The organism is Streptomyces sp. NPDC015125 (assembly GCF_043080045.1).
Lineage (GTDB): Bacteria > Actinomycetota > Actinomycetes > Streptomycetales > Streptomycetaceae > Streptomyces.
This window is the reverse complement of record NZ_JBIBVF010000011.1, coordinates 173,396-186,011: the sequence shown is the minus strand read 5'-3', so window position 1 is coordinate 186,011 and position 12,616 is coordinate 173,396. Positions and strand designations below refer to the sequence as shown.

General features: G+C 69.3%; 9 protein-coding genes. 6 read left to right on the top strand and 3 right to left on the bottom strand.

Annotation, left to right across the window (positions count from 1 at the left end; genetic code table 11):
- Nucleotides 1-9 precede the first annotated feature (9 nt).
- The 3 genes from ACF088_RS23540 to ACF088_RS23530 form a co-directional block, all read right to left on the bottom strand.
- A complete protein-coding gene (locus tag ACF088_RS23540) occupies nucleotides 10-405 on the bottom strand; it encodes a DUF6193 family natural product biosynthesis protein (protein ID WP_392377738.1) in 396 nt (131 codons plus the stop codon).
- Nucleotides 406-465: 60 nt separating this feature from the next.
- A complete protein-coding gene (locus ACF088_RS23535; RefSeq protein ID WP_392377737.1) occupies nucleotides 466-5,277 on the bottom strand; it encodes an RHS repeat-associated core domain-containing protein in 4,812 nt (1,603 codons plus the stop codon).
- A 466-nt stretch (nucleotides 5,278-5,743) separates the two neighbouring features.
- Nucleotides 5,744-6,439 (bottom strand): SDR family oxidoreductase, encoded by a 696-nt coding sequence (locus ACF088_RS23530; protein ID WP_392377736.1) that lies wholly within the window; start codon nucleotides 6,437-6,439, stop codon nucleotides 5,744-5,746.
- Nucleotides 6,440-6,711: 272 nt separating this feature from the next.
- On the opposite strand from ACF088_RS23530, the gene ACF088_RS23525 reads away from it, so the two are divergent.
- The 6 genes from ACF088_RS23525 (at nucleotide 6,712) to ACF088_RS23500 (ending at nucleotide 12,529) form a co-directional block, all read left to right on the top strand.
- The gene (locus ACF088_RS23525) at nucleotides 6,712-7,620 is read left to right on the top strand and encodes a LysR family transcriptional regulator (protein ID WP_392377735.1); all 909 of its coding nucleotides are present in this window, start codon (nucleotides 6,712-6,714) and stop codon (nucleotides 7,618-7,620) included.
- A gap of 178 nt (nucleotides 7,621-7,798) precedes the next feature.
- Entirely contained in the window at nucleotides 7,799-8,482 is a 684-nt protein-coding gene (gene rpe, locus ACF088_RS23520; protein WP_392377734.1) for a ribulose-phosphate 3-epimerase, read from the top strand.
- Nucleotides 8,483-8,702: 220 nt separating this feature from the next.
- On the top strand, nucleotides 8,703-9,719 hold the full coding sequence (locus ACF088_RS23515) for a sugar-binding transcriptional regulator (protein ID WP_129297385.1): 1,017 nt from the start codon (nucleotides 8,703-8,705) through the stop codon (nucleotides 9,717-9,719).
- Nucleotides 9,720-9,980: 261 nt separating this feature from the next.
- Nucleotides 9,981-10,448 carry a ribonuclease domain-containing protein gene (locus tag ACF088_RS23510; protein WP_392377733.1) on the top strand — a complete coding sequence of 156 codons (468 nt, stop codon included), beginning with the start codon at nucleotides 9,981-9,983 and terminating at the stop codon, nucleotides 10,446-10,448.
- Nucleotides 10,445-10,888 (top strand): barstar family protein, encoded by a 444-nt coding sequence (locus ACF088_RS23505; RefSeq protein ID WP_392377732.1) that lies wholly within the window; start codon nucleotides 10,445-10,447, stop codon nucleotides 10,886-10,888. The genes ACF088_RS23510 and ACF088_RS23505 overlap by 4 nt, the downstream gene beginning before the upstream one ends.
- Nucleotides 10,889-11,065: 177 nt before the next feature.
- Nucleotides 11,066-12,529: a GuaB1 family IMP dehydrogenase-related protein gene (locus ACF088_RS23500; RefSeq protein WP_392377731.1), complete on the top strand. Its 1,464-nt coding sequence runs from the start codon at nucleotides 11,066-11,068 to the stop codon at nucleotides 12,527-12,529.
- The last annotated feature ends 87 nt before the right edge of the window (nucleotides 12,530-12,616 follow it).

The window sequence follows — 12,616 nt, the reverse complement described above, 5'->3', positions numbered from 1 at the left end:
GACGCGCGATCAGGGGCGGTCGAGATCGTCGGCGGTTCCGTCGATCGCCGGACCGCAGCCGGGCGGGAAGTGAGCGACGACCAAAGCGGCAGCCTCTTCGGCCGAGTCCACCTCTCCGACGATCTGGCGGCTCGACCCTACGGGTTCGTTCATCCGGATCACGCGAAACCCTCCACCGGAGGCCGGGTAGATGGACGGTACGTCGTTTGTCCAGGGGAATTTGGTGCAGCGGCTGAAGTGCAGCGACCCGTGGCTGATGAGAGGAAAGAGGGCTCGGAGGTGGGCATTCGCATAGGCGCCTTCGACCATTACGGGGTCGATCAACTCATCGCTGGTTTCTCGCGCCTTTTGCCATTTGGCCGCCACGACATTCGATGCCTGGGGTTCGATATTACCGTGAGTCACGTGTGTACCTTATCTGGTTTCGCGGTGCGTTGTGGGGTCCACTGTGCCTGATCAGCAGAATCAGCGGCGGCGTCTTCCGGCCGCCTGGTCTTCCCTGGGAGGGAGTGGAATGTCTGGTTCGGGAACGGTTACCCTCTCATTGCCCGAATACCAGTGTATGGAGTCCCATGAGCGGCCCCCCAGGTCTTCGTTGAACGCCAGGACATTCCTGGCCACCACGCTCATCTCCCAGGCCGTTCCGTGGCCGGGGCCAGGTCGCTCCTGGCCGGGTCCCACACCAAACTGCCGACCGTGCTCAACGGCTACCAGGAATGCTTCATGGATGGATTCGGGAGTGTTCCAATTTCCGTTATCGCCATTGCGATTGGGCATGCCATCCAGCGTTATGGAAAGAGTGGTGTCCGGATCGCCCACCGCGGCCATGACATGGGACATCCAAACAGGGGTTCCGTTCACGTCATCCGCGTAAGCTCGGCCATTGTAGTTGTGGGCGTCAGGGTCGCCGTTCTCACGAAGGTGTTTCGCCAGAACGTCGGACCCGAAATCGTCTCCGTTGACGCCGAGAACCACACTGTGCCTGCCACCCTTCTTTCGGTGGGGGCAGGCCGACAGGCCCAGCGGGTCAATCCACGTGGTCGGGTTGTGGACGTAGGCCGTCGGATTGGGTGCGGGAAGAAGGCCGAGTGGGTCCGGTGTGATGTAGCGGGCGGTGTCGGGGTCGTAGTAGCGCTGATTGTTGTAGTGGAGTCCGGTCTCCGGGTCGAAATACTGGCCGGGGAAACGGAGGGGCGTGTAGGCGGTGGCATGGGTCTTCCAGGTGGTGCAGCCCCACAGGGTGCTACGGGCGCGCCAGGCGATGTTGCCGTCTTCGTCCACGAGTTCGGCAGGGGTGCCGATCAGGTCTGTGACGATGGCAAAGAAGCGTTGGTCTATTTCCTGCTGCGGGGCTTCGGCCAGATTTTTGCGTTCGGTCTGGGCGATGGGGTGCAGACCCTTGTGTTCCCAGGTGAGGGTGATCAGGTGTGTGCCATCGGGTGAGGCGGTGGTCTGCTCGGCGAGGGTGTTGCCGTCCCAGGTGAAGTTGGTCTGTTCCAGCACCTGCCGGCCATCCGGGGCAAGGCGTTGCTTGGCAACCCGGCGGCCGAAGGGGTCATAGATGTAGCGCCAGGTGCCGCCGCCGGGCGTGCTGACCCGGACGAGCCGGTCTTCGGCATCCCACTCGTACCGCCACGTTTCGGGTTTGCGGGACAGCCTGGTCTTCTGACGCAAGACGACACGGCCCTGCGCGTCGTGTTCGTAGCGAATGCCGCCGGCTCGCGTGATGCGAGTTCCCGTATACGTGCGGGGGCCGCGGGATTCGGGGGAGGGGTACCGGTCGGACCAGTCGGCTTCGGTCTGATTGCCGGACTCGTCGTAGGCATACCGTTCGGACCAGCCTCGGGCATGAACGGCAGTTACTCTGCCCGCGCTGTCGAGGTCGAAGGTGCGGGGACCATTCAGCTGATCGTCGATTCCGGCGAGATTGCCGTCCGGGTGGTAGGAGTAGGAACGCCGCTGAATGGTGCCTGACGGTGCGGTGAGAGACTGGTCGGTGAGTAGGCCGCTTGCATCCCAGCTGTGGGTGAGGGCCAGATCTGCGCCGAAATGACGGGTCAGTTCTTGGCCCGTGGGGTCGTATGCGAATCCGAGGGTGCGACCGGAGGCGGTCAGGGCGGTACGGCGGCTTGCTGCGTCGTATTCCCAGTTGCTCGTTGCGCCTGCGGGGGTTGTGCGATGGGTGCGGCGTCCCAGGGCGTCATAGGCGAAGGTCGTGGTGCGGTCGTTCACGGTCTCGGCTACCACCCGGCCCAGAGAATCGCGCCGGTATTTCAGCTCAACGTCCGGAGCCGATGCCTGCAGCAGGTGCCCCGCAGGATCGTGCTGGTATGAAGTAACCCGCCCGTCCGCGTTCTTCTCCACGATCCTTCCGAGGGAGTCGTGGGCGTAGGTGACGGTTTGGCCGAGGGCGTTGGTGCGAGTGGCAAGTCGGCCGACCGGGGTGTGGGTGTAGCTGAGGGTGCGGTTGTCGAAGTCGGTCTCGGATATCAGGTGGCCGGCCGGATCGTATTCATAAGTCCACGTCAGGCCTTGCTGGTTGGTGACGGAAGTGAGCTGCAGCTCCGTGTCGTGGGTGAACTCGTAGCGAGCCCCGTCCTGGCTGGTTCGTGCCTTGAGCTGGTCGAAGTGGGTGTACTCGAAGGTGGTGACCCCGCCTGCTGCGTTGGTGTGGGCGATGCAGTTGCCCTCGCCGTCGTATGTCCAGGACTGCTCCGAACCATCGGAGCCGATATGGCCGGCCAGCCGTCCTTCCACCGTCCAGGCCAGACGGCTTGATGCGCCCAGCGGATCGGTGACGGAGATGACGCGACCGAAGGCATCGCGGCGGTAGCGGGTCTCTGCCCCCAGCGGATTGATGATGCGGAGAGGAAGTCCTGCCGGGTCACATATGACGGAGGTGGTGTTGCCCAGGGCATCGGTGACAGAAGTCGGATGGCCTTGTGCGTCGTAGCTGAAGCGGGTGGTGGCGCCGCTCGGATCGATGTTCGCCGTGCGATTGCCACGGCTGTCGTATTCGTCCCGCCAAGTGGACCCGTCCGCGCCGGTCACGGCAACCAGTCGACCGAGGCTGTTGTACTCGGCGATGGCCTGACGACCGTCCGGGCGGTTGATGGTGGTCAGGTGGCCGTGCTCGTCGTATGTGTACCGGGTGGTGTGGCCGAGCGGGTCGGTGAGGGCCAGAGGACGGTCGTACGCGTCGTATTGGGTGCGGGTGGTGTGGCCGAGCGGGTCGGTCTCGGCGATGACCTGGAGCCGGTCGTTGATGAGGTAGCGGGTGGCATGCCCGAGAGAGTTCGTGGCGGTGGTGACACGGTTGCCGGTTCCGGGCTCCGGTTGGCCGAAGTCGAAGCGGTAGCGCAGGTGGCCTTCGGCCCCGCCTTCAGCGACGCAGCGGCTGTGGTGGTCGTAGGTGTACTCGTAACGGCTGTCGTTGGTGTCGGTCCAGGCGACGAGACGGTGGTCGGTGTCGTACTCGAACCGGGTCGGGATGCCGGAGGAGCTCGTGAGGGTGGTGAGGTTGCCGTGCTCGTCGTGGCCGTAGGAAGTGACCAGCACGTCGGTGCCGTCGGCAGCGGCGTCGGCGAGGTGCAGCGCGGTGATGTACCCGTCGCCGTCGGTGGTGATTTTGAGGTGGTAGCCGGCGGAGTGGCGGATGGCGAGCGGGGCACCGGTTTCGTCGTCGTAATCGAAGGCGATCCGGTTGCCGTTGCGGTCCGACAATTCGTCCAGCAGGGCGGTGCCGGGGGAGTGGCTCGCTTCAGTGAAGTAGCGGGTCTGCCCGGTGTCGGGGTCGTGGACGGCCCAGTCACCCCGGGGGGTCCGTGTCAGAGGCCAGCGCGGACCGTGGGCAGGCAGGACACGTTGGTCGGGCTCGGGAGTCTCGTAGGAGAGCAGCAGGCCGTTCTCGGTGACGAAGATGATGCCCTGGTCGTCGATCTCCAGGCGCTGGTCGGCCGTGGATGACCAGGACGGCCCCATACGGCGGCCCGCGCGGTATGACGACTCGAATCTCCGCGTGAACGTGAGAGGGAGAGCGCCGGGCAGGGCGATGTCGGTCTGAGGGAGGAAGACCCGGCCGGTGGCGACGTCCACCGGGTCACCACAGTCCTTGACAGCCTTGTCGGTGCGAGTGCTGTTGTTGGGGTGTTCCTTGCCCAGTTGGGCGCGGGTCTTGTGGTTCTTTCCGCGTCCCTTGCCCGTGGAGTGCGCGGGCGAGACGGAATGGTTGTCGGGTGACTTCGGGTCGTGCTTGTTCTTCTTGCCGATGCCTTTGAGGTGCTCGGCGATTTTTTCGTCGTTGTCGCGGTGGTTCTTGATCATCTGCTTGACGCCGCGAGTCATGTTCTCGTCGAGGTGCTTGGCGGTCTTCTTGACGCCGTCCTCGATGCCGTCGACCACCTTGTCCAACACCACATTCGCCGCATTCGCGATGGCGTCCTTGCCGCGGGTACGGCCGTGGTGGCTCCTGGCCCGGCCGATCTTGCCGCCGGCTTTGGTGCGGAACGTGCCGCTCGCGCTCTGCAGACCGGTCACGACGTTGTTGTGTTCGCCTTCGTCGAAGCTGAACCCGCTGCCGGCTCCACCCCCGGACCTGCCCCCTCCACCGCCGCTTCCGCCTGCGCTGAGGAGCCCCATCGTCGGGTTCGCGGCGGTTTCCTTGGCCGTACCCTTGGCGTTCTGTGCGCCCTGCCGGAGGCCGTCCCCGCCGGCCTTGGCGGTCCGGCCGAGGTTGACACCGTCCTGGACGCCGAGGGCATTGGCGCCGAGCTGGACCACGAGGTCCCCGGCCATTGCCCCGAGCGCTTCCTCAACCGGGGTGAGCGCGATGCTGACGACCTGCTCGGCGACCTGTTGGCAGACCTCTTTGAAGAGCCGTTTGAGGATCATCCGGGTGGCCTGCGTCGCACCCATCGCCCCCAATTCCGACAAACCAAGGGTGAAGGGGGCCGCGGCCTGGGCGGCGATCACCTCCGCAGCGAGGATGCCCAGCTGGACCAGCGCGCCGATTTTCGCGCCCTCGATGAGGGTCGCGACACCGTCCATCGCGGTGCCCGCCTTGCGGCCACACTCGGCAAGGCCCGTCAGATGTTTGCCGTTGACCTTGCCCCAGTGTGTGTTCAGTGCCTCCACGGCGACGGAACCGCCGGCCGAGCCGACCAGACCCTGGATGGCGGTGTGCGCCTCGTCGGCGCCTTCGGCAATGTCGTCGGCGAACTCCCGCATGGCGTCGGCCATGTCGCGGTAGTCGTCCTCGTCCACGTTCGGCCACGACACGCCGATCAGGTCAAGCAGCTCATCCGCCCACCCAGGCAGAACCACACCCATCAGAACCCCCGTTCGATCATGATCGACTGGAAGGTAAGTCAGATCGGTGGGCGGGGCAAGTGGCCGATGGTCACGCGGGGCGCCTGACGGCGGATTGGTGCTGCAGGGCACGCCCCACGGTCCAACGGTGTGGCGGAGACCGGCGCTTGACGGTGCGGCGCTCTGGGCGCATCGGGGGAGCGTCCCACAACGTCCTGCCAGGCGTCTGCATTGGCCCGTGGGCCGGGGACACGGTATGTCCGGCATTCCGGCATTCCGGCGTACTCGTTGAGGGCCGCGCTCCTGTGGCAGGGGGTCGGCTCCGCCGCTACCGGAGCCGCCGCCCTCCGGGACCGGCGACGCACCGGAACATCCCGAATGCGGGCCTACCACGCTTCAGCGGGAACACCGCCCCGGCGGGGCCCGGTCGCGGCGTCTACCAGGGCACGACCTGCCCCTGGTAGTCGACGAAGTGCAGACCGGGCTCCGCCCGGTGGCGCTCGATCGTCTCCACCACCCCGGGAATGCTCTCCTCCACGCTGAGATCGGCGTCAGGGCCACCGAGTTCGGTGCGCACCCAGCCCGGGTTGATGAGGAGCAGCCGGTGCGTGTCCTCGGCATGGCGGGCGGCGTAGCTGCGCATCAGCTGGTTCAGCGCGGACTTGCTGGCCCGGTACAGGTCCTGGCCGCCCTCGGTGTTCCGGGCAATGCTCCCCTGGTCGGAGGACATCACGCCGATGGTCCCGGTGGGCGTGACCAGCGGGCGGAGGGATTCCACGACCCGCATCGGGCTGAGTGCGTTGGTGACCATGACCTCGGTGAACATGTCCGTCGGGACCTCGCCGATCGGGATGTCGCCGCGCGTGATGGCGGCGTTGACGAAGAGCAGGTCGAGGGTGCGCCGGGCCAGTCGGTCGCGCAGTGCCGAGATCTGCTCCGGCTCGGTCATCTCCAGCGATTCGATGGTCAGCCGCCCGCCGGACGCTTCGGCCAGGTCGTGGAGGCCGGTGCGCCGGCTGCCGCGGACCGTGCCGATGACGTCCCAGCCGCGGCGCAGGTACTCGGCGGTGAGCCCGAGGCCCAGGGTCCGCGAGGCCCCGATGACGAGGGCGGTCTTGCGGGTGTCGGTCATGTGATTCCTCTGGTGGGTCGGGACTTGTGGGTCGGAGCCGCTGCGAAGCCTCGTTGACGCAGCCGGTGAACGTGGCGGCGTGGCCGTCCAACGGCGGCCGTGCGTGGCCCACGTGGCGGTTCAGTGCCTCGGACACGGGGTGCGCCATGTCGTGGGGCGGAGGTCCGCGTGGGCGCCCGCCGCCGAAGGGGTGAGGACGATCACGAGGCAAGTCTCCGAGGGGTTCCGCAGGGCGTCCAATACCCTTTCCGCCACGTTGATACCTTTCGGGCATGGATTTGGATCTGCGCAAGCTCCGCTATTTCGTCGCGGTGGCCGAGCACCGGCAATTCGGCCGGGCGGCACAGTCGTTGTTCATCGCGCAGCCGGTCCTCAGCCGGCAGATCCGCGCGTTCGAGCAGGAGTTGGGCTGCCTGCTGTTCACGCGGACCACGCGCAGCGTCGAACTGACCCCGGCGGGACGACAGTTGTACGACGAAGCGGGCAGGATCACCACCGTGGTGGAAGCGGCGCTGCGGCGCGTGCACGAAGCCGAGCGGGGAGAGCAGCGGCTCGTCGTCGCCTTCTCGCCCGGCCTGCGGGTGTCCGAGGCGATCCTGGCGTTCACGGCGAGCCACCCGAGGGTCGAGATCGATGTGTTTCCGCTGCGCTGGTGGGAGCAGGACGCACCGCTTCGCGACGGCCGCGCGCACGTCGGATACCTCCGGCGCCCCTTCGACGATGCGGGGCTGCGCACCGTCCCCATCGGCCATGAGGCCAAGGTCGCGTGCCTGCCGGTGACGCATCCGCTGGCCGGCCGTCACACCCTCACGTCGGCCGATCTCGACGGTGAGCCGATCCTCGACGTCAAGGCGCGGCGGACGTCCTCACTGGAGGAGAAGTTCGAGCTCATCGCCTCCGGGCAGGGCCTCGCGCTCGTCCCCCTCAGCGTCGCCGGCTCGTACCCCCGCCCTGACCTCGTCCACCTGCCCGTCACCGATGCCCCGCCCGTCGAAACCTGCCTGGCGGTACCGGAGAACAACTGCGCGGGCCCCGTACGGGACTTCCTGGACATCGCCACCGCAACCCTGCGCCGGCAGTCCGCCGCAGCGGAGACGGAGGAAGCCGGGGCCGCGAGCCCGGCGCCCGGCGGTAGCGGCCGCCACGGCGGAGAACCGGTGCGCGCGCCGTCCGCGAACTGACCGAGCAGGCGGAACACCGGCACGCGTGAGAGAGCTCATCCGCGCTCTCGACGCCGCGCTCTTGACGCCGCGCTCTCGACGCCGCGCTCCGGGGGCGAGGGCGTCGGGTGTCCCAGGCCCGCCGGGCCCCGTCCCTCCCGCCTCCGCCCGTTCCCGGCCCGCACGCCATACTGGGGGCATGGCCTTGATCAACCCCAGCATCCTGTCCGCAGACTTCGCCCGCCTCGCCGAGGAGGCGCAGGCCGTCAAGGGCGCCGACTGGCTGCACGTCGATGTCATGGACAACCACTTCGTCCCGAATCTCACCCTCGGTGTGCCGGTGGTCGAGTCACTGAGCAAGGCGACGGACACCCCCCTCGACCTGCATCTGATGATCGAGGACCCGGACCGCTGGGCACCGCAGTACATCGAGGCCGGGGCCGGGTCCGTGACCTTCCACGTGGAGGCGGCGGCCGCGCCGGTGCGGCTGGCGCGGGAGATCCGGGCCAAGGGCGCGCGGGCGTCGATGGCGCTGAAGCCGGCCACGCCGATCGAGCCGTACGAGGACCTGCTTCCCGAGCTCGACATGCTGCTGATCATGACCGTGGAGCCCGGCTTCGGCGGCCAGGCGTTCCTGGACATCATGCTGCCGAAGATCCGCCGCACCCGTGAGCTGATCTCCCGGCACGGTCTGCAGCTGGCGCTGCAGGTGGACGGCGGGGTCTCGGCGGCCACCATCGAGCGGTGCGCCGAAGCGGGCGCCGATGTGTTCGTGGCGGGCTCCGCGGTGTACGGCGCGGACGACCCGGCCAAGGCGGTCCGGGATCTGCGCGAGCAGGCCGAGACGGCGACCGCGGCGGCGGGCTGGGGCTGCGCGCACTGAGTGCGAGGGGCGGGAGCCGGCGGCCCGGCTGATTCACGCCACGGGAATCCGCCCGTGGCGGGGGCCGTGCCGCCCGTTGTGCGTGGCGCAACCGAGCGTTCACGAGGGTCGGGACGGTCATGGTCCCCGTTGCCGCCGGGTTTCTGAAAGGATGAGCAAAGACTCGATCAGATGCGCAAAAGGGGAGAATTTCGTGGTAGCCAGCCGCCCACAGTCCGGAATGGGCCCTGCCGAGCTGGTGCAGGCCGCGGCCATGGCCCGCCGTTTCTATCTTGAGGGCAAGTCGAAGATCCAGATCGCGGAGGAGTTCGGCGTCAGCCGGTTCAAGGTCGCGCGGGTGCTGGAGACCGCCCTGGAACGTGATCTCGTACGGATCGAGATCCGGGTGCCCTCCGAGCTGGACGCCGAACGCTCCGACGCCCTGCGGGCCCGCTACGGCCTGCGGCACGCGGTGGTCGTCGAGTCGCCCGCGGACGCTCCCCCCGCCTTCGGCGGCCAGACGCCGCCCGACGACGCCGCGGACCCGGAGAACCTCGGCGAGGTCGCGGCCGATCTCCTCGGTGAGCTGGTCACCGAGGGCGATGTGCTGGGGCTGGCGTGGGGCCGGTCGACCATTCATATGGCGGCCGCGCTGCACCGCCTCCCGCCGTGCACCGTGGTGCAGTTGACCGGTGTGTACGACGCCGGTACCGCCGACCGTGGCTCGGTCGAAGCGGTGCGCCGGGCGGCCGATGTCGCCGGCGGCGAGGCGCATCCGATCTATGCGCCGATGCTGCTGCCCGACTCGGCGACCGCCGAGGCGCTGCGCCGCCAGACCGGGATCGCCCGCGCGTTCGAGTACTTCGACAAGGTCACCGTCGCCTGTGTCTCCATCGGTTCCTGGGAGCCGGGCGTCTCGACCGTCTACGACATGCTGTCGGAGCAGGAGCGGGAGCACTATGCCTCGCTGGGTGCGGCCGCCGAGATGTCGGCGCACCTCTTCGACGCCGAAGGACGCCGGATCGGCCGGGACCTCGGTGAGCGCTGCATCACCGTCGAGGCGGACCGGCTCCGCCGTATCCCCGAGGTCGTCGCCATTGCCGGCGGCCGGCGCAAGGCCGACGCGATCGGCGCGGTGCTGCGCTCCGGGCTGGTGACGAGCCTGGTCACGGACACCGCCGCGGCCGACCATCTGCTGCTGGAGACCGGCCCCGGGCCGCGCCCCGCACTGGACCGGGCGGATCCTGACGGGGCGTGACCTGCGCCGGGCGGGACGCGGTGGCGGCGGCCCTGCGTGACCACCCGGCAGGCTCGTCGCCCCACCGGCTCGCCGCCGCCCCCTGCGCGTGATCGCCCGCCCGTGCGCGCCCGCCCGCCTGTGCCCGCCCGCCCGCACGTGCGAGACGCCCACCCGCGTGCGACGGCCCGCCCGTGCGTGACCGCCCCACCGCCTGGCCCGTGCCCCCCCTGGCGCCGTCATCGACGAGCAGCCTGCGCAGCCCTGTGACAGCATCGGCGCATGGTGATCCGCTCCGTCCGGCGCCGTGCCGCCGCTGTCCTCGGCACGCTGCTCGCCGGGCTGCTCCTCGTGCTGACCGGGTGTGTCACGGACGGTGGCGCGGGCGAGAGTTCGTCCGGATCGCCGCGGTCCACCGCAACGGCCGCCGCCGATGCGCCGGGCCGCTCCGGCACTCCGGACCGGCCGCCGGGCATGCCGGTCGTGCCGGTCGGCGCGCTGCCCGCCCAGGCGCGGGACACCCTCCGGCTCATCGAGGCCGGCGGACCCTTCCCGTATCCGCAGGACGGCACCGTCTTCGGCAACCGTGAGCGGCTGCTGCCCCGTCAGCCGCGCGGCTACTACCACGAGTACACGGTGCCCACGCCCGGCTCGCCGGACCGCGGAGCCCGCCGGCTCGTCACCGGACACAGCCATGAGACGTACTACACCGACGACCACTACCGGACCTTCAAGGCGGTGCTTCGATGACGGGTTCCGTGCCCCGGCCGCTCGCCGCGGTGCTCGACGGACGTACGCCCCCCGGGGTGCTGCCCTGGCCCGCGGAGCGCTCGGTGGCCGAGGCGCTGGCCGCGGCGCGGGACGCCGGCTGGACCGGCACCTCCCTGGATCTGGAGGGGGTCGCGGACAAGGCCGCCTTCATGGACCGGTGCGCCCGCGCACTACGGCTGCCGGACTGGTTCGGCCGCAACTGGGACGCGCTCGCCGACTGCCTCACCGATCTGTCCTGGTGCCCCGCCGACCGCGGCCGGCTGCTCGTCGTGACGGGCTGGCAGGGCTATGCGGCCGCGGCGCCGGACGAGTGGAGCATCGCCGAGGGCGTACTGGCGGATGCGGTGGGCTACTGGCGTGACACGGACACCGGTCTGGTCGTGATCATGGCCAGGGGTCGGGACCGGCAGGGCGTGTAGCGCGGCCGTACCAGGTCTGACCGGCGGCGATGCGGTGCGGCCCGCCGGGTGGCGGAGCACCCTGGTTCCGGCGTGGCTCTCCCCGCCGCTCACGGCGCCTTTGGCGGATCGCACACACGGCCGGGAGAAGGCTCGGATTATCACATGAGCCCTGGTCAGGGCCCGTATCCTGGCCATATGCGATTCCTGAATCCGAAGAACGGCGCGCTCGAAGAGAGTTCTTCGGTGCCCTACGACCTGACCTACGACGATGTGTTCATGGTGCCCGGCCGCTCCGCCGTGGGCTCCCGTCAGGCAGTGGACCTGTCCTCCCATGACGGGACGGGTACCACCATCCCTCTCGTGGTCGCCAACATGACGGCGATCGCCGGGCGCCGGATGGCCGAGACCGTGGCCCGCCGTGGTGGTCTGGTCGTCATTCCGCAGGACATCCCGCTCGATGTCGTCACCGACGTGGTGACCTGGATCAAGCGCCGCCATCTGGTCCTGGACACCCCGATCGTGCTGTCCCCGGTCGCGACCGTCGCCGACGCCCTGGCGCTGCTGCCCAAGCGGGCGCACGGCGCGGGCATCGTCGTCGAGGGCGGCCGCCCGGTCGGCGTCGTCACCGAGCACGACCTGGCCGGGGTGGACCGCTTCACCCAGGTGGCCGAGGTCATGTCCAAGGACCTGCTCGTCCTGGACGCCGACATCGACCCGCGGGAGGCCTTCAACCGCCTGGACGCCGCCAACCGCAAGCTCGCGCCCGCGGTCGACGCGGACGGCATGCTGATCGGCATCCTCACCCGCAAGGGCGCGCTCCGCGCCACCCTGTACACCCCCGCCACGGACGCCGACGGCAAGCTGCGGATCGCGGCCGCCGTCGGCATCAACGGCGATGTGGCCGGCCGGGCCAAGGCGCTGCTGGACGCCGGTGTGGACACCCTCGTCGTGGACACCGCGCACGGCCACCAGGAGTCGATGATCACCGCGGTCCGGGCCGTCCGCGGGCTGGACCCGCAGGTCCCGATCGTGGCGGGCAACATCGTCGCCGCCGAGGGCGTCCGCGATCTGATCGAGGCCGGCGCGGACATCATCAAGGTCGGTGTCGGACCGGGCGCGATGTGCACCACCCGGATGATGACCGGCGTCGGCCGGCCGCAGTTCTCCGCGGTCCTGGAGTGCGCCGCCGAGGCGAAGAAGTTCGGCAAGCACGTCTGGGCCGACGGCGGGGTGCGCCACCCCCGCGATGTCGCGATGGCGCTGGCCGCGGGCGCCTCCAACGTCATGGTCGGTTCCTGGTTCGCCGGCACCCTCGAATCGCCCGGCGACCTCCAGCACACCGCCGACGGACGGCCGTACAAGGAGAGCTTCGGGATGGCCTCCGCGCGTGCCGTGCGCAACCGTACGAGCGATGAGTCGGCCTACGACCGGGCCCGCAAGGGACTCTTCGAGGAGGGCATCTCCACCTCGCGGATGTTCGTCGACCAGGCGCGCCCCGGCGTCGAGGACCTGATCGACTCGATCATCGCGGGCGTCCGCAGCTCCTGCACCTACGCGGGCGCCGCCTCCCTCGCGGAGTTCGCCGACAAGGCCGTGGTCGGGGTGCAGAGCGCCGCCGGCTACGCCGAGGGCAAGCCGCTGCACGACAGCTGGAACTGACCCGCCACGGGACGTACCCCCGTCCCGGCACCGCCGCTCACCGGCCCCGCACCGACTCGGACCAGCAGTATCCGACTCGGTGCGGGG

Coding starts and splice junctions, on each gene's coding strand:
- ACF088_RS23525 (WP_392377735.1), top strand. CDS start 6,712: ATGGATTTGGATCTGCGCAAGCTCCGCTATTTCGTCGCGGTGGCCGAG.
- rpe (WP_392377734.1), top strand. CDS start 7,799: ATGGCCTTGATCAACCCCAGCATCCTGTCCGCAGACTTCGCCCGCCTC.
- ACF088_RS23515 (WP_129297385.1), top strand. CDS start 8,703: ATGGGCCCTGCCGAGCTGGTGCAGGCCGCGGCCATGGCCCGCCGTTTC.
- ACF088_RS23505 (WP_392377732.1), top strand. CDS start 10,445: ATGACGGGTTCCGTGCCCCGGCCGCTCGCCGCGGTGCTCGACGGACGT.
- ACF088_RS23510 (WP_392377733.1), top strand. CDS start 9,981: ATGGTGATCCGCTCCGTCCGGCGCCGTGCCGCCGCTGTCCTCGGCACG.
- ACF088_RS23500 (WP_392377731.1), top strand. CDS start 11,066: ATGCGATTCCTGAATCCGAAGAACGGCGCGCTCGAAGAGAGTTCTTCG.
- ACF088_RS23530 (WP_392377736.1), bottom strand. CDS start 6,439: ATGACCGACACCCGCAAGACCGCCCTCGTCATCGGGGCCTCGCGGACC.